At 61.3% G+C, this 17,276-nt stretch carries 12 protein-coding genes; 4 read left to right on the top strand and 8 right to left on the bottom strand.

Going from position 1 to position 17,276, the window contains the following annotated elements:
* Positions 1 to 10 precede the first annotated feature (10 nt).
* The gene (locus KUA11_RS12635; RefSeq protein WP_217410776.1) at positions 11 to 1,468 is read right to left on the bottom strand and encodes an ethanolamine ammonia-lyase reactivating factor EutA; all 1,458 of its coding nucleotides are present in this window, start codon (positions 1,466 to 1,468) and stop codon (positions 11 to 13) included.
* A 78-nt stretch (positions 1,469 to 1,546) separates the two neighbouring features.
* On the opposite strand from KUA11_RS12635, the gene KUA11_RS12630 reads away from it, so the two are divergent.
* The gene (locus KUA11_RS12630) at positions 1,547 to 2,116 is read left to right on the top strand and encodes a DUF2721 domain-containing protein (RefSeq protein WP_368041017.1); all 570 of its coding nucleotides are present in this window, start codon (positions 1,547 to 1,549) and stop codon (positions 2,114 to 2,116) included.
* Positions 2,117 to 2,159: 43 nt separating this feature from the next.
* On the opposite strand, the gene KUA11_RS12625 is transcribed toward KUA11_RS12630, so the two are convergent.
* A complete protein-coding gene (locus KUA11_RS12625) occupies positions 2,160 to 2,630 on the bottom strand; it encodes a DUF3465 domain-containing protein (RefSeq protein WP_217410774.1) in 471 nt (156 codons plus the stop codon).
* A 44-nt stretch (positions 2,631 to 2,674) separates the two neighbouring features.
* On the bottom strand, positions 2,675 to 3,655 hold the full coding sequence (locus KUA11_RS12620; RefSeq protein ID WP_217410768.1) for an N-acetylmuramoyl-L-alanine amidase family protein: 981 nt from the start codon (positions 3,653 to 3,655) through the stop codon (positions 2,675 to 2,677).
* Positions 3,656 to 4,145: 490 nt separating this feature from the next.
* Here KUA11_RS12620 and KUA11_RS12615 point away from each other — a divergent pair, with 490 nt between their 5' ends.
* Both KUA11_RS12615 and uvrB read left to right on the top strand, forming a co-directional pair.
* Positions 4,146 to 6,920, top strand: a complete 2,775-nt coding sequence (locus KUA11_RS12615; RefSeq protein ID WP_217410760.1) for an Rne/Rng family ribonuclease — start codon at positions 4,146 to 4,148, stop codon at positions 6,918 to 6,920.
* Between the two features lie 82 nt (positions 6,921 to 7,002).
* Positions 7,003 to 9,243: an excinuclease ABC subunit UvrB gene (uvrB, locus tag KUA11_RS12610; RefSeq protein ID WP_408744204.1), complete on the top strand. Its 2,241-nt coding sequence runs from the start codon at positions 7,003 to 7,005 to the stop codon at positions 9,241 to 9,243.
* A 10-nt stretch (positions 9,244 to 9,253) separates the two neighbouring features.
* Here uvrB and KUA11_RS12605 read toward each other — a convergent pair whose 3' ends face one another.
* Positions 9,254 to 9,403: a hypothetical protein gene (locus KUA11_RS12605; RefSeq protein ID WP_166318982.1), complete on the bottom strand. Its 150-nt coding sequence runs from the start codon at positions 9,401 to 9,403 to the stop codon at positions 9,254 to 9,256.
* 466 nt (positions 9,404 to 9,869) lie between these two features.
* Here KUA11_RS12605 and KUA11_RS12600 point away from each other — a divergent pair, with 466 nt between their 5' ends.
* Positions 9,870 to 11,540, top strand: a complete 1,671-nt coding sequence (locus KUA11_RS12600; protein WP_217410754.1) for an ApeA N-terminal domain 1-containing protein — start codon at positions 9,870 to 9,872, stop codon at positions 11,538 to 11,540.
* Between the two features lie 242 nt (positions 11,541 to 11,782).
* Here KUA11_RS12600 and KUA11_RS12595 read toward each other — a convergent pair whose 3' ends face one another.
* The 4 genes from KUA11_RS12595 to KUA11_RS12580 are packed head-to-tail and all read right to left on the bottom strand — an operon-like array spanning position 11,783 to position 17,085.
* Complete coding sequence (locus KUA11_RS12595) at positions 11,783 to 12,538, bottom strand: ATP12 family chaperone protein (protein ID WP_217410752.1); 756 nt, start codon at positions 12,536 to 12,538, stop codon at positions 11,783 to 11,785.
* Positions 12,535 to 14,691, bottom strand: a complete 2,157-nt coding sequence (locus KUA11_RS12590) for an AsmA family protein (protein ID WP_254454920.1) — start codon at positions 14,689 to 14,691, stop codon at positions 12,535 to 12,537. The genes KUA11_RS12595 and KUA11_RS12590 overlap by 4 nt, the downstream gene beginning before the upstream one ends.
* Positions 14,692 to 14,693: 2 nt before the next feature.
* Positions 14,694 to 15,668: an RluA family pseudouridine synthase gene (locus tag KUA11_RS12585; protein WP_217410742.1), complete on the bottom strand. Its 975-nt coding sequence runs from the start codon at positions 15,666 to 15,668 to the stop codon at positions 14,694 to 14,696.
* A gap of 25 nt (positions 15,669 to 15,693) precedes the next feature.
* Positions 15,694 to 17,085, bottom strand: a complete 1,392-nt coding sequence (locus KUA11_RS12580; protein ID WP_217410735.1) for a replication-associated recombination protein A — start codon at positions 17,083 to 17,085, stop codon at positions 15,694 to 15,696.
* Positions 17,086 to 17,276: the final 191 nt, after the last annotated feature.

Below are 17,276 nucleotides of genomic sequence, written 5' to 3'. Positions count from 1 at the left end.
ATGGTTCCTCTCAACCGAGTGGGTGATTCATGCCGTAAAAAGACACGGGCAGGACGGTGTTGCGGGGGCGGCCTACGCGGACGAAGCGGGCGTCACGGCCCGGAACTTCATCCAGCACGATCAGGTTGACGGGCAGCGTGCGCCATCGTGTGGCGTAGTTGCCCAGCGTGCGGCCGATATTGCGGTTGGTCAGGATCACAACGGGCAGTTCGGGTGGCAGAGCGCTGGTTGTGAAAACATTGGCCAGACGACGACCGAAATCCCGCAACTGGGCCAGTGTCGGCGGGGCGGGGCCGTCGAGCCTCAGGCAGCCACCGGCCGGGTGGCGGGCAATCATGGCAAAGACGTCGGCAAGACGCCGGGGTGTCGTCTCGAAATCCACGCAGGCCAGCACGGGCAGGTCGCGCAACGGTAGGTGGCTCTGAGGGGACAGAAAGACGGTGGAGCCGGAAATATCGGTTCCATGCACGGTCAGGCCGCATACGGTGGCACGGCCCCGGTTGCGGGGAACAGTCGTCCGTAGATCGCGTGACAGAAGCGGCGAGGCCATGATTGCGCGCGCCAGATCGGTGCCCAGATCGCCATAGAGAGAACGAGGAGGCAGGGGGGTGCCGTCGAGTGCGGCATAGATCATCTCGCCCACGCCGCCCGAAAATGTGATGCGGGGTGGTGAGGGTAGAGCAGGTGTGAATGGCACCTGTTCGTGCATGCGACCGTAGGATTCGCGAAAAATCTCACGCTGGCCTTGAGCGATGGCTTCGAGTGCCTGCACGTACCATGCGATCACACGTGCGATCGCATCCGGCTCCATGCGTTCGCCGGGGCTGTGAGAAAGACCGAGATGGGACAGCAGAGCCTGACCAAACTCCGAGAAGCCCCTCAGCGTTTCGCCATCTGGTGCGAATTGCAGATGGCGCGCACCGATGAAGTGGCATCCAGCCGCGATGACCTGGCCTTCCACGCCCAGCGCGGCGTTGGTGGTGCCGCCTCCTATATCGAGATTGAGCACCGGCGGCTCACCGGGTCGCACGAGATCCGCACAACTGCCCATGAAGGCGAGCCATGATTCCAGCACCGGGTCACGGGCTGTGGCCATGACCATGTTTCCGATACGGCGTTCGACCAGTTCCGTCAGGGCGTGGGCGTTGTCGCGCTCCGCCGCCAGCCCGGTCACGATGGCGCCGCCGGAAAACAGAATGGTTGGGTCTATGTTGCCTTCAGTCAGCCACAGATCGAGCAGATTGGAGACGGCGTTGAGATCGAGGCGGCTGTCGTCCTGAAAGGGCGTAAAGCGCGGTTCCGAACGATAGAAGATATCGGGTTGGCCGAACTCCATGCGGCCAGTGACGCAGTTGAGATCCAACCGGGCGCGCGCAGCCATGGCGCTGCATGTGGTCGAGCCGAAATCGAATCCGGCGAGCAGCACGGTTTCGCCCGAAGGCGTCCTTCGTGCGCTGTCTGGGTGCATGGCCTGCGTCTCATCTCCCTGTCAGAAGGGAGGGTAAGGGTACCGTTTCGTAATCGCAACATTAAACAGGGCGCAGCGTTGACCGGATTTGAACTTCCCGATGGCAGTGGGGTAGGAAGTCCGCTCCCTTCAGAACAGTTCGCGTGGTTCATGGCTCTTCCTCTCTCTGCTCTTGCGTCCGATTCAGCCGGTGATGTCGCGCATCTCATCGAAACCGCGCTGACCCCGGTTTTCATGCTCTCAGGTGTCGGCACGCTGCTGAATCTGCTCAACACGCGCTCTGCACGGGTGGCGGACCAGATTGAGAAAGCTTCGGATCTGTTGGGCGATGAGAGCGATGAGGCCTCGCACAAGCATCTGGTGAGTTATGTGGAACGTCTGACCAAGCGCACGATGGTGCTCGACATTGCCATCATGTTCGGCGGGATGGCCGGGGCCATGACCTGCGGCGCGGCCTTCGTTCTGTTTCTTGGCAGCGTGCGGGACGCTTCGATCGCGTTGTGGCTGGTGGGATTGTTCGGGGCCGCGCTGCTGTGCACGGTGGCGTCTCTCGGCACGTTCCTATGTGACTGTTTTCTGTCGTGGAACACGCTGCGTCTGGAGGGGCCGCTCCCGCGCACGGTAAAACAGAGTACGAAGAGCGGCTGAAAGTAAAAAGGCCTTCATCCTGTTGAAATGAAGGCCCGTTCCGTCACTCGTAGCGATTGCCGTTCACGGTAATGGAGCCCGGCACATCCCATTTGCGGCTCGTGCCGCGATGGGTCCAGTCGATGCCCTGACGGCGCGGAGAGTCGTAGTAGTAACGCCCGATCACATCGGCTTCGTCACCCTTGTGGACCCACGGCCACGCGGGGGCGTTCATCTCATCGAGATTGGAGACGATGCGGATCGACACGCCCTGTCCGACATCGACATAGAAATAGCCATGCACGCCGCTGCGGGTGCGGTGTGCGCGAGGCGAGACGGCGATCACCCGGCCGCAGATATGTACGGCCCTGTCGCCATGCGCGCCGCCATTCTCGAAGTCGGATTGCGCGGCGAGAAAGCTCGCGTTGTCACAGCTTGCCGCAACCTCGCGCGCCTGAGCGGGAAGGGTGGGCGCAAGCGCAAATGCGGCCAGTGCGGGCAGCACGCGCAGGAAGAAACCTTTGACTCGGGTCATTCACTCTTTGTCCGGATTGGAAGGAAAACATAGGCCACAAAATCTCAGCCGATACCGGGCCCGGAGGCTGCGAAGTAGCGATCGATGGCGTCACGCATTGCCCCTGCCACCATGGCGCGGTGCCCGGCCTGCCGGAGAGCTGCCTCGTCTTGGCGGTTGGACATGAAGCCCATTTCCACAAGTACGGAGGGAATGTCGGCGGCCTTGAGCACGACGAAAGCAGCGTGACGATTGGGATGTTGCAGCAGAGCCACGCGCTGACGGAAGGAGGAGACGACGGCGTTGGCCATGTGTGCCGAGCCGCGCCGTGTTTCTTCCGAAACGAGGCTGGCGAGGATTTTCTGCACTTCGGGGGACGTGGCGTGGACATGCGGACCACCGAACAGGTCGGCGCTGTTCTCGCTGCTGGCAATAGTGGCGGTCTGGGCGTCGGACGCGGTGTTGGCCAGCGTATAGACGCTCGCTCCACGTACCGAAGGGTCGTGCAGGGCGTCCGCATGCATGGAAATGAAGAGCGCGGCCTTGCGGTTTTGGGCCATCTCCACACGTCCTTCGAGCGGGATGAAGCGATCCGCCGTGCGGGTCATGGCCACACGGTAGCGCCCTGATGAGAGCAGTTGCCGCTCCAGTTCGGCAGCGGCGGCTTCCGAGACGTGTTTTTCATACGTGCCCGACAGGCCGATGGCGCCGGGGTCTTTTCCCCCATGGCCGGGGTCGAGCATGACCAGCGGCGGCAGAGGGGCCGCTCCGCGGATGATGGCGGGAGCAGCCAGCGCGTGGTGGTGGGGCGCACTTTTCTTTGCTGTATGTGTTGGCGCGCGGGCAAGGGCGGAGGCGCTGATAAGCGGTGTGGCCAATCCGGCGAGCAGGAGATGGCGGCGCTGTGTGGTGCTGTAGAGCAACCCATCGGTCCCGTCCGAGGGAAGCGGTCCTGCGGTCTGTGTCACGTTTCCTTGTCGGAAAACCGCCCGCGATGGCGCGGCGATATGTTCTTTCGCGCTGTCCGCTTTCGGCTTCCGCGTCATGACCTCATCCTGTTGCCAGATCCTGCGGGCGCATCCTGACATGCAGTCGGTTGCAAGTCATTAACGCTTTGCTCTCCAACGCACTCTGGCTGTGGGCGCTTGCGCGGCGCGACTCTTTGCTCCATGTTCGCTACAACGTGGTCCGTCCGAAGACGACCGTCCACGTCGCCCGGGCGGAGCCGTGGCCGTGTTGCCTCAAGTCAGGGACGCGGGCGCGCTGCGGACGGAGCGCCACCTACGCTTGATCGACAGGGACGGATGAGAGCAGTTACGGCGACACGACAGAAAGCGAAGGCAGGCCAGTCAGGTCCGGCCCGTTTTGCTGTCATGTCCCCCTCATTCAGCCTGTGCCCTGTCGCGCTGCGGTGTGCGCTCATCTCCCCGGATCAAGCCATCAATTCGCCCGCAGCGTTCCCGCGTGGCGCCCGGACCGTCTGGGTCCGGCTGCGCCCGGCTGGACGAACGCCGGGGCGCCGGAGTTTTTTCCTTAATGACCAAACGCATGCTGATAGATGCGACACACGCGGAAGAAACGCGCGTCGTCGTGATGGACGGAAACCGTCTTGACGATTACGACGTCGAGGCCTCCAACCGGAAGCAGCTCAAGGGCAATATCTATCTTGCCAAGGTAATCCGCGTCGAGCCGAGCCTGCAGGCCGCGTTCGTCGATTACGGCGGCAACCGCCACGGTTTCCTCGCCTTCAGCGAAATCCATCCTGATTACTATCAGATCCCCGTCGCGGATCGCGAGAAGCTCCTCGCGCTGCAGGAAGAAGACGCCGAAAGCGCCGAGTCCGAGGAGGATACGGCAGCGGAAGGTGAGAGCGACGTGGCGGACGAGACAGTCGCGGACGACAATGGCGCGACCGAGGCCAAGGACAGCGCCCCCGAAAGCGTGGGGGGTGAGACGGATACGGGTGAAGAAGCCCTCGTCCAGAAGCGCATGGCCCGCTTCCTGCGCAGCTACAAGATTCAGGAAGTCATTCGTCGCCGACAGATTCTGCTGGTGCAGGTGGTCAAGGAAGAGCGCGGCAACAAGGGCGCGGCCCTGACCACTTATGTCTCGCTGGCGGGGCGTTACTGTGTGCTGATGCCCAACGCGCTGCGTGGTGGCGGCGTGTCGCGCAAGATCACGTCGGTCAACGACCGCAAGCGCCTGCGCGACATTATTTCCGAGCTTCAGCTTCCGCGCGGCATGGCCATGATCGTGCGGACCGCCGGCGCTCAGCGTCCGCGTCCGGAAGTCATGCGAGATTGCGAGTATCTCCTGCATCTGTGGGATGAAATTCGCGAGCACACACTGAAATCCGTCGCTCCGGCGCTGATTTACGAGGAGGCGAGCCTCGTCAAGCGCGCCATTCGTGATGTGTACAGTCGCGACATCGAGGAAATCATCGTCGATGGTGAGCCGGCGTGGCGTGGCGCGCGCGACTTCATGCGGATGCTCATGCCGCAGAATGCGGGCAAGGTCCGCCTGTGGCGCAAGGAAAGCCAGCCGCTGTTCAGCCACTACCATGTGGAGGGGCTGCTGGATGCGATGCTCTCGCCCACGGTGCAGCTCAAATCCGGTGGCTATCTCGTCATCAACCAGACCGAAGCGCTGGTTTCCATCGATGTGAACTCGGGCCGCGCGACGCGTGAGCGAAACATCGAGGAAACGGCGGTCCGCACCAATCTGGAGGCCGCCGATGAAGTGGCTCGCCAGTTGCGTCTGCGCGATCTGGCCGGTCTGATCGTCATCGACTTCATCGACATGGAGTCCCGCCGCCACAATACGCAGGTGGAGCGCCGTCTGAAGGACGCGCTGCGCAATGATCGCGCGCGTATTCAGGTGGGCGGAATCTCGCATTTCGGTCTGCTGGAGATGTCGCGTCAGCGGCTGCGCCCGTCCGTTGCGGAATCCGCCTTTGCCATGTGTCCGCACTGTCAGGGCACCGGCATCGTGCGCGGGATCGAAAGCTCGGCGCTGCATGTCCTGCGCGCCATCGAGGAAGAGGGGGGCAATCGCCGCGCGGCCGAAATCAACGTCCATGTCGCGGCCGAGATCGCTCTCTACATCCTCAACAACAAGCGCGACTGGCTCGATTCCATCGAGCGGCGGCACCACATGACCGTGATCTTCACGGCCGATGCGACGCTCCCTCCTCCCGAGATACGCATTGAGCGACGGCGTGCGCAGACGGTTCGTCGTGACGCGCCGGAGCCCGCGACCGTCACCAGCGATCTGCGGGTTGAGCCGGAAACGTCCAACAACGATGTGACGCCAGTTGTTGAGGATGAAGCCACGAACCGTCGTGTGATCGCCATTTCCGACACACCGCCAGAAACGGCGCGGGAAACCGGTAATGGCGATGAAGCGCCGGTGGAAACGCAGGATGAGGGCGAGAATGGCGTGCGTCGCCGCCGTCGCCGCCGTCGCCGTCGTGGCAACGGAAACGGGCAGCGCGAAGAAAATGGCATCGCCGCTGAGACCAACGGTAACGCCGATGGTGCTGCCGCTGCCGTGAACGGGCGGCCTTCTGCACCGGTGTCCGAAGAGGCTGCGGAAGAAAATCTTGTGCCGGGACGCACGCGCACCCGTCACTCGCGGAAGGTTCCGCAGACGGACCGGCAGGTGGCCTCTGCGCCAGCACAGGCAGCAGCGCCTGCGCCGACCCCGCGGGCGGCCCCTGCTCCGGCAGCGCGCGAATGGCGTGGTCCGACACCGGCCGATCCGTTTGGAGGCAGCTTCGATATCTTTGATATCATGGAGCAGGCAGACCTTCAGGCCGATCGCGGCGCGGTGTCCGCACCCGCCGGCACGGACCTTGTGGCCGAGCCGGATGAGGCAATTGCTACAGTTGCGGAAACCAGTGTGATGGCACCTGAAGCCGAAGCAACGGAGGAAAAGCCGTCACGGGGTCGTGGGCGCGGCCGCCGTCGCCGTCCGGCAGCAGAGGAGGCGGTTGCTCCCAGTGAGGAGACACCTGCCGTTAAAGCGGACGTGACGACATCGGAAGAGGCCGCTCCTGCACCGGAGGAGGAAGAGCCTGCAAAGCCGCGTCGCCGCACGCGCACCCGGCGTAAGGCCGCGGAACCGGAAGCGGAGGTAAGTCCGGCTGAGGAGGCTTCCGTGCCGGCGGAAAAGCCTGTTGAGGCGAAAGCTAAGGCTGGTTCCAAAATGGACAAAGGCAATGAGCGCAAGCCGGTCATCATGGTCGAGCCGACCGTGATCGAAGATGATGCGCCGCCCGCGGCCCCGCGTGCAGGGTGGTGGCGCCGCTGATCGACTGCACCGTCCGGGTGGCTTTATGCCATCCGGACGGGCTGCCGCTCTTGCGGTCTGACCTTCGACACGCCATTTCAGAATGATGGCATCCAGCGCACGTCCCGTTTCCGGCAGCACGCCGGCTCTCCTGTTCCAGCCCGAACGTCTTGCCCCGCGCGAGAAGAAGTTCCGCATGAAGGTGGTCTCGGAATACGAGCCCGCAGGAGATCAGCCGCAGGCCATTAAGGAACTTGTGGCGGGAGTGGAGCAGGGAGAGCGCGATCAGGTTCTCTTGGGCGTGACGGGTTCGGGCAAGACCTTCACCATGGCCAAGGTGATCGAGGCGACGCAGAAACCCACGCTCATTCTTGCTCCCAACAAGACGCTTGCAGCGCAGCTTTACGGAGAAATGAAGCAGTTCTTCCCTGAAAATGCGGTGGAATACTTCGTCAGTTACTACGATTATTATCAGCCTGAAGCGTATGTGCCGCGTTCGGACACCTATATCGAAAAAGACAGTCAGATCAACGAACAGATCGACCGCATGCGCCACGCCGCTACGCAGGCGCTTCTGGAGCGCAATGACGTCATCATCGTGGCGTCTGTCTCGTGCATTTACGGCATTGGTTCGGTCGAGACCTACTCACGCATGGTTGTGCGGCTGGAAGTGGGAGGCGAGATCGACCGCGACCGGCTCATTAAAGCGCTTGTGGAGTTGCAGTATCGCCGCAACGACGCGGCGTTCGCGCGTGGCGCGTTCCGTGTACGTGGCGAGAGCATCGATATCTTCCCTTCCCAGAACGAGGATCGGGCGTGGCGCATCTCCCTGTTCGGGGACGAGATCGACCAGATTATTGAGTTCGATCCGCTGACGGGCGAGAAAACCGCCGATCTGGCGGAAGTCGGCCTGTATGCCAACAGCCATTACGTCACACCACGTCCGACGCTCAATCAGGCCATCATCGGTATCAAGCAGGAACTGAAAACCCGGTTGGACCAGTTCGTGACGGACGGCAAGTTGCTGGAGGCCGAACGGCTGCAACAGCGCACGCAGTTCGATCTCGAAATGATGGAGACGACGGGCGTCTGTAAGGGGATCGAGAACTATTCACGCTATCTCTCGGGCCGCAAACCGGGCGAACCACCGCCGACGCTGTTTGAATATCTGCCTGAAGACGCGCTGCTGATTGTCGATGAGAGTCACGTCACCGTGCCGCAGATCGGCGGCATGGAGCGCGGGGATCACGCGCGCAAATCCGTGCTGTCAGAGTTCGGTTTTCGTCTGCCATCCTGCCTCGACAATCGTCCGCTCAAGTTTGGGGAGTGGGACGCTTACCGCCCGCAGAGTCTGTTTGTCAGCGCGACGCCCGGACCGTGGGAAATGGAGCGGACCGAGGGCGCGTTCAGCGAACAGGTAATCCGCCCGACCGGGTTGATCGATCCTGTGACGGAAGTGCGCCCTGTGGAACGGCAGGTCGATGACCTGCTGGCGGAGTGTCGCGAGACCATCGGCAAAGGTGGGCGTGTGCTGGTCACGGTGCTGACCAAGCGTATGGCTGAAGACCTGACGGAATATCTGGATGAGGCCGGTATCCGTGTGCGCTATCTGCACTCGGACATCGACACGCTGGAACGTATCGAGATCATTCGTGACCTGCGACTGGGCGCGTTCGATGTGCTGATCGGCATCAATCTGCTGCGTGAGGGACTGGATATTCCCGAATGTTCGCTCGTCGCCATTCTGGATGCGGACAAGGAAGGTTTCCTGCGTTCACGCACGTCACTGATCCAGACCATCGGACGTGCGGCGCGAAATGTGGACGGCCGCGTGCTGCTCTATGCCGACCGCATGACCGACAGCCTGAAATACGCCATCGAGGAAACCGCGCGGCGGCGTGAAAAACAGTCCGCGTGGAACGAGGCGCACGGCATCACGCCGCAGAGCGTGCGCAAGCAGATCGGCAACATCGTCGGCTCCGTGTTCGAGCAGGACTACGTCACCGTCACACCGACGGAAGGCGCGGAAGCCGACGAGTTCGTGGGCAAAAATCTGGATGCCACGATTGCGGAACTGGAAAAGAAGATGCGCGCTGCTGCGGCCGATCTGGAGTTCGAGACGGCGGCGCGTCTGCGCGACGAGGTGAAACGGCTGGAGGCGCTGCAACTCGGCATCGAGCCGCCACCGCCAACAGCGCCGCGTCAGGGTGGAGGCCCGGGACGTAAGCGCAACACGACACCCACACCGCTCGGGCCGGGCGGCGGTGGCTATGATCCGGACGCGAAGCGTGGTCGCGGGCGTGGCGGTAAGCCGGGCGCCGCGAAGGGTCGCACACGCTCCTGAAAGGGGCGCGTCAGCCCAGTTCGATCAGCACCATGACAAACGGCACGACCGCCAGCGCCACCCAAGCGCCCATGGCGCAGGTGGCGAGGGTGCGGGCCGTTGCGCGGCTCATGCGCTGCGTGACGGTGCGGGCGAAAATGGGGGCTTGGGGTCGATCCATGACACGCTCTCCGTGAGTGCTGTCTTGTGTGAGAGCCGCACTCGTGACGGAGGATCGTGGCGGGAGCATGGCGGGATGGTGTGAGTTTGTAATGGGAGGGGTGGCTTTTGGGGAAACCGGAATGTCTGTTGCTAAGGTGGGTAAAGAGGCAAGCCGCCATCCATGTGGTAGAGTGCTGGCGTAAGTCGAAGAATAGTTCAGCCGTGTTTATGGCTGTTACGGGCCGTTATGTTTAGCATTCTGACACATATAATGGATCGAGTGACGCAACTCGGAGCTACGTTTTGTCGGGATAGTGTTAATGGACATGCCGTCGAATATATTGGTGTTTTAAGCGCCTATTACTCTCGCTCTGAGGCGGCAATCTCACTACCACACGAAAGTAGCATGATAATAATATCGAATGAATAGATCAAATTTACCTCCGGCTTGAAAAAACACACTTGATTCTCGATGAGGATGCGACATGCGTAAAAATGATCATAATCCAGAGCTAAAGAATTTTGACGTCAAATTATATCACGATCAACTCGGACGACTAGGATCTGGGGTTCTATCTTTTGGAGGTAATCAATGGGCTTGCGTCGATCTCTTAATCTCAGATAATGCCTTAGAGTTACGCAGAGATAACGCGAAATTTGATCTCGTTAGGGCGGTAACGAACGAAGGAAGCGCATTTTGTCTCTGTGACTGCACGGCTAACGGCATTGTTCTTTACGCAGACTATGTGATCGACGGCGATTTAAAAGAAGTGGCGGTTGACTCAATTTCAGTGCGTTACAGTGACGTATCAGAATGGTTTCTCCACTGGCGGACGGTTGATGGTTCAGTTGGTAAAATGCTCAACTGGACACAAATTCCAAAGGATATCGATGTCAGCGTCGAAACAGATGAGGAGCACTTCGATCTACGAAGCGTGTATTGTAGCTCTCGCAGTCAATTGGGCGAGGATCTCGTACTACATGAGTATGTGGAGTTCATTTTTTCTACTAAAGCGAGCAAGTTCAGCCTTGCTGATGTGAAGGCAAAGCCCCATGAACTCTCATGCTTACTTTCTATTTTGCTAGCCTATCCAGCCACCATCATAAGCGTTGTTGTTTCACAGGGATGTGGTCGCCCCTATCGGATCTATTTTCCCACGTTTGAACGACCCAAACGGGCCAAAGATGATAGTAGCTTTTGGATTCGGTGCTTTATCCAACAGCCTGCGCTAGACGGACGGTGGCAGTCGATCTTCGACCACTATTACCAATCTAAGTACAGAAAGGTTTGTTGGGTACGTCTATCGGGCATGCAGAGATACGACGGATTCTGGGAATACAAAGCACTAGGTTATGTCAGTCTCTTAGATAGCTACTTGAACATTAGGTTTGATAGAGCCTCCCTCTCTGAATCTTTACCGCCTTCCTCGAAGAAAATAAGAAAATTCCGCCAAGATCTTACGAGAAAACTTCCAGCCATGCTCTCTGATGAGCGAGATAAAATCGTTGAGATCGCCAAGAAGGCATTTGTATCAAAAAAATTCAATTTCGAAAGTAAGTATAGATTGGCAATTAAAGAGACGGATACTGATATTACAAAAATTATCAATCTATCAGAGGAGGAGTTCTCACTGATCAAGAAAGTTCGCAACAGTGTCGCGCATGGAGATGACCATGGCTTAGAGCAGGAACAGTTTCCTGTCGTGATCCGTGCTGAGTCAAAGATCGCGTTGCTTCTGACCTACTGGGCATTTTTGGATTTCGGCCTCACGACACAGGAATTTATCACATGCTTGGAAAAGACGCATAGCAAGCTCAAACTCGCCGCCATGATCGATAGAGTTCATATGGACCGCGTTACCGGGGGTGCTGAATTTTTTTCAGTCACGATAGAAGAGCTTCGGTTACTTCAAAGAGCCAAGGGACTACGATTCAATGGTTGTTGCGTCGAGGATGATCATGGAAATATTATGTTTTCCGCAGAATATACCAAGATGTATAGAGATTGGATGCATGACCCAACCAAGACATCGAATATACAAGATCCTGAAAGAATTTTTGGTGTTTCTAAGAGCCGGGCGAGGCTCGTTAATAAAGGCTATTTTGAATGCGAGGAAGACCGGTTTCAAGTATATCATATGTGGATTATCAAGTAGGCCAATTTCGTCCCCAATATGCCCCCTATTCTGAGTTAGAGAACCTCTATTTTTTACATACCGCTCCAGAGTGTTAAGAAGAAATTTCTAACGTCATGCTGCTGTTTCTGGTATAGGGTTGATAGCTCGTCTTAGACATTAAGTATTTTATTTGTAGAGAGCAGGCAGCCACACCATGTCCGTCATACGGAAAGGTAGATTCAGGCACTGTATGTCTGCGAAGAGGCGAAACCCGCCACCTCTCACCTCCGCCCCAACTCCATAAACCTCGCCGCGTCCATCACGTCCTCGTTCATCGCCGCGATCCGGTCCAAGATCGCAGCATCCTCACCCCACCGTTCCATCTGCACGCGCTCATCCACTGAGGCCGCCGCCACCGCCTGAGCGGGCGTGATCGCGCCATCGGCCAGAGCCAGCCCAAGCACGAGGCTCCCCAGTGCGGGCACGGCCACACCGAGGGCGGCCAGATCAGCATCGTTGCGGGTGGCCAGAAGTGTGCGGAGGCGTTGCAGGGCGGGTTCGGGCTGTTTGATGGGCATCATCCCATGCGTGACGCGGAGCGTGATGCCGTGGCGCTCATTCAGCCAGTCCAGCCATGGCTGCCATTCCTCGGCCTGACGGACAGTTAGCGGGCCTTCGGTCTCGGCGCGGTAGCACAGCAGATCATGCGCGCCATAATCGGCCAGTGTCGCGATGATGTGCTCGCGCTCGGGGCGCACGCGCTCGATCTTGGTGCCTGCGATGCGTGTCAGCGGCAGATCGGCGGGGGTGAAGCGGCCTTTCGGGTCGTCCAGTCCGGCGGCGGCCCATTCGGCGGCCAGAGCCTCGGCCAGCGGACGGGCCGTCACGCACAGAGGATTGCCGCCCGGCAGACGCACTGATTTGCCGTCGAGCGTGATGGTGAAGCCGTCCGCGCGCTCCTGCACGCCTGCCTCTTTCCAGAAACGCTGGCGCGGGGCGGGACCGTCGGCGGAGAAGCGTTTCTTGTCTGTGCTCATCGCAACAATCCCTTGAGCAGATCCATCACGCCCCCCTTGCCCTTCGGAGGGGCTGCGGCCGCAGGGCCGGGACCACCTTCGCGGGCGGCGGAGAGCAGATCGGGGCAGGCATCGCTGCCGCCCGGTCCGCCGATGGAAATGGCAAAGCGTCCGTCGCTGCCCGGTTCCAGTCGGGGCTGTGGCGCGTCGATGGTGCCTTTCACCGCAACGGGTGAGGCCGCGGCGGCACTACCGATGCCGATGCGCGGTGCCAGATGCAGGTCAAGCTGCCCATTGGTCAGGTCCACGGTGCCGTGGCCGGACAGGGACAACCCATCGGCTTCCAGCCCAAGCTGGCCAAGGTCAGCATGACCATCGGCCAGTTGCATGTGGGTGCCAAAGCAGCGCAGGCCGATATTGCCATGCACCGGAATCCCGCGCCCGATGAGCGAGGCGAGAGTCTTGCCGCTCACACGACCGCCCACCATCGACAGGCCGACATGCCCCACGGCGCTCTGACGCCATGCGGCGAGGTCATCGCCATTCGCCGTGACGCTGCCCACGATCTGGAGCGAGCCGTTCACAAGCTGCGGCATGCCGATCCAGCCCTGCACCACCTGAGAAGGCAGGACCAGCGGCTGGGCGCTGATGTCCAGACGCGGGACAGAGCCGCTGGCGTCCAGCGCCACACGGCCCGACTGCGCAATGCCCTGCGCCGTGCCGGTTCCGTTGCCGTGCAGCGGGTCGATGGTGAGCTTGCCATCGTCGGCGGTGACGTGCGCTTCCACGTTCTCCCATGCAACGGACTGCCAGCTTGCGCGTGCTGCCACCACGGCCAGCGTTGCCGTGCTGCTGCGGAGCAGGGCCGGCAGATCCGGGCCATTGAAGCTGGAGACCGGGGCGGTCGAGGCCACATGGCCGTCCACCTTGAGGTCTTCAAATGCTGGACGGCCGGCGCCGAGTTCGAAGGTCGGCAGCGCGCCGTGGACTTCCAGAGAGGTCTTGCGACCGCCCACTTCCCCTGAAGCCTTGATCGAGGTGGCGCCATTCACCAGCGCGAGCGTGACGGGCAGGGGCACGGCATCCGGTTTACGCACGGCGTGCAGTGTCTGGTCAGGTGTGCCGAGCGTGCCGCGCAGAGCAACGGGAAGGTCGCGCAGGCGGCCATTGAGGGCCATATCCGTCAGGTCATCGGGGTGATCGGCGTCGATCGCCAGCGTGTCGGCGCGCAGGCCCGGCAGCACGCGCGAAAGATCCGTGCTTTGGGCACGCAGATGCACCATGCGCAGGGTCGGATCAGTCAGGCTACCCGCAAGTCCGGCCTGAAGCGTGAGGTTGGAGGCATCCGGCAGCCCGGCGCGGGGGAAAAGGGTTTCCAGATCGCGCAGATGATCCAGCGCGCCTTCAAGCTGAAGGTCCATGGCCGTCCCGCCCTGATCGGGGTCCGTCACCACGCCACCGACATGCAGACGGCCTGCCGGTTTGCCGCTGGCGGTGAAGGTCAGATCGGCGTTCAGCGGCCATGGCTGACCCTTTGTGGGGGGCAGAGGACCGGTCGTGCCGTTCAGCTTCACAGCGCCCGCGCCATGATGAACGCGGGCGTCGAGCGTGACGAGGGAGCCGTCCAGCCCCTTCGCGTTCACCCGATCGAGGGTGGCGGTGCCGCTCAGATTCTGCTTCGCGTCGTTCCAGATCAGACCGCCATCGCGCAGATGCAGGGACGCGACAGAGACGTTCCAGTGCTGGCCGGAGGTTGTGCCACCACTACCAGTGCTTTGATGCTCCAGCGGCGTGAAGTGCCAGTTGGCATGGCCGTCCACATCGCGCTCCAGATCGAGTTGGGGGGCGGACATCACCACATTGTCCAGCACTACGCGATGCTGGAACAGCGGGCCGAAGGCCACACGGGCGCGGATCTCGCGGGCGCTGAACATGTCTTTGCCCGTGGGTGTGCCGTCCGTCAGTCCTACGCCCTGCGCGCTGATCCACGGTGTAGGCAGCAGCCAGACATGCAGGCTGTCGATGCGCAGTGTGCGCCCTGTCTTCTCCGCCACGGCCTGCACCAGCCGTGTGCGCGCCCAGTTGGCGTCCATCAGGCCCGAGGCCAGCGTGGTGCCGCCCAGCAGGACCGCGCAACCGCCGAGGGTAAGGCCGAGCTTGGTGCGAAAGCGCATGGTCATCTCCTGCGGGGGGCGGGGGTGGAACCGGCAATGAAGCCGAGGCTGCGAAAAGTCTCGCGCATATGCGGCGGCAGTTCGGCGCTGACTTCCAGCGTCCCACCGGAGGGATGCGGCAGCATGAGGCTGCGGGCATGCAGGTGCAGCCGATCTTCAAAACCGTCCGGATGCGCCTTCTCTCCACCGTATTTCGGATCACCGAGAATGGGCGTGCCAAGCACCTCGCAATGCACGCGAAGCTGATGCGTGCGGCCCGTGAGCGGAGAGAGCGCGAGCCATGAGAACTTCTTGCCAGCGGAATCCAGCACTTCATAATCCGAGCGCGCGGATTGGGCATCTTCGTCGCTACGTTCCGCGGCGATGGTGATGGCGCCCGGTCCTCCGCCAAGCCGTGCCAGCGGCTGGTCGATCTCGCCCGAGAGTGGATCGGGGCGACCGACCACAACGGCCCAGTAGGTTTTCTTTACATCACGTCCACGGAAGGCGGCGGCGAGTTTGGCGGCCACGCCGGGCGTGCGGGCGAGCAGCAGCAGGCCGGAGGTGTCCTTGTCGATGCGATGCACGAGGCGTGGACGCGGATCATCGCCTTCGCGCAGGCCATCGAGCATCATGTCGATATGTTGCGTGATGCCGGGGCCGCCCTGTGTGGCGAGGCCGGACGGCTTGTTGAGCACGATCACCTTGTCGTCCGAGTAGACCACCATCTTGCGGATCTCGCGCGCCAGTCGTTCATCCAGCGGGCGAGGACCATCCTTGGCGTGTTTTTCGGATGCGGGAATGGGTGGTACGCGCACGGACTGACCGGGTTCGAGGCGTGTCTTTGCCTCTACCCGTTTGCCGTCCACGCGGATCTGTCCGGTGCGGCAGAGCTTCTGGAGCGCACCCTGTGTCAGATGCGGATAATGACGACGGAAATACCGGTCGAGGCGGATGTCCGCTTCGTCCTCGCTTACCGTCCGCATGGTCACACTCATCCGTTCCGCCCTGTGTCTTGCTTGCTCATGGACCGGTTCTGCTGGGTCCGCCTGTTGCGCGGCTTGCCCTCATTTTGGCCCATGTGTCCAGCCTGCGGCGGACTTCGTGTTCATATCCCCGGCCTGTCGGGTTGTAGAAGCGCTGCCGCTTCATGCCGTCGGGAAAATAATTCTGTCCGGAGAAGCCTTCCTCAGCATCGTGGTCATACTGATAGCCATCGCCATAGCCGATGTCCTGCATCAGCTTGGTGGGGGCGTTGAGAATATGGGCAGGGGGCATAAGGCTGCCAGTGGCTTTCGCCGCCCGACGTGCCGCGCCGTAAGCCTTGTAGACCGCATTGGACTTTGGCGCGGTGCCGAGATGCACCACAAGCTGCGCCAGCGCCAGTTCGCCTTCGGGAGAGCCGAGGCGCTCATACGTTTCCCATGCCGCGATGGCCAGCGGCAGGGCGGACGGATCGGCCATGCCCACGTCCTCGGCGGCGAAGCGTGTCAGGCGGCGGGCGAGGTAGCGCGGGTCTTCCCCGCCTTCGAGCATCCGGGCGAACCAGTAGAGCGCCGCGTCCGGGTCCGAGCCGCGCAGGGATTTATGCAGCGCCGAGATGAGGTTGTAGTGCTCCTCACGGTCCTTGTCGTACAGCACGGCGCGCTTGGCCAGCAGGCGGGCGAGTTCCTGCGGGTCGAGGGGTTTGGCGGTTTTCAGACTCAGGATCTGCTCGACCATGTTGAGCAGATAGCGCCCGTCGCCGTCTGCCATGGCGCGTAGCGTGGCGCGTCCGGCTTCCGTCAGCGGCAGGGTGCGGCCCGTTTCTTCTTCCGCGCGGACCAGAAGAGCTTCAAGCGCCGGATCGTCCAGACGACGCAGCACCATGACCTGACAGCGTGAAAGCAGCGCCGAATTCAGGGCAAAGGAGGGGTTTTCAGTCGTAGCGCCCACCAGCACGATGGTTCCATCCTCCACCACGGGCAGGAATCCGTCCTGCTGGGCGCGGTTGAAGCGATGGATCTCATCGACGAACAGGAGCGTGCCGCGTCCGGTCTGCGCATAGGCCCGCGCTTCCTCGAACACCTTTTTGAGGTCGGCCACGCCTGAGAACACCGCCGAGATCTGCGTGAAGCGAAGGTTTGCAGCTTTTGCCAGCAGCCGGGCGATGGTGGTCTTGCCCACGCCGGGACCGCCCCACAGAATGAGGCTGGCGAGCGAGCCACGCTCCAGCATGAGGGTCAGCGCGCCATTTGGACCAAGGAGCTGATCCTGTCCCACCACGTCTTCCAGCCGCGCGGGGCGCAGGCGGTCCGCCAGTGGCGGGGTGGGGGCGTGTGCGCCTGCGTTGCGGGCGGACTTTGGAATGTCCTGCGTGGGGCTGCCGAACAGGTCATCTCCCTGTCCGGGAGAGGTTTCACGTCGCGCGGCCATGACGGTCTCCCTTCCTGTTCATCCTTCGTTCATAGCGCGACGGTGAGCGGATGGCGACCTTTCGCGTGAAGATCAGTGCGACGTGGGAACCGCGGGATTTTTTGCAAGATCGGCTTTTTCACGTGCGAGGAACGTCGGAAGATCGATGGTGTGTGTGATGTAGTAGTCGCGATAGGTATCCGAGACGTGCG

Origin of the sequence: Acetobacter estunensis, assembly GCF_019083805.1 — a bacterium.
Lineage (GTDB): Bacteria > Pseudomonadota > Alphaproteobacteria > Acetobacterales > Acetobacteraceae > Acetobacter > Acetobacter estunensis_A.
Note: the sequence above shows the minus strand (reverse complement) of the source record. Positions and strands in the feature narration are given on the sequence as shown.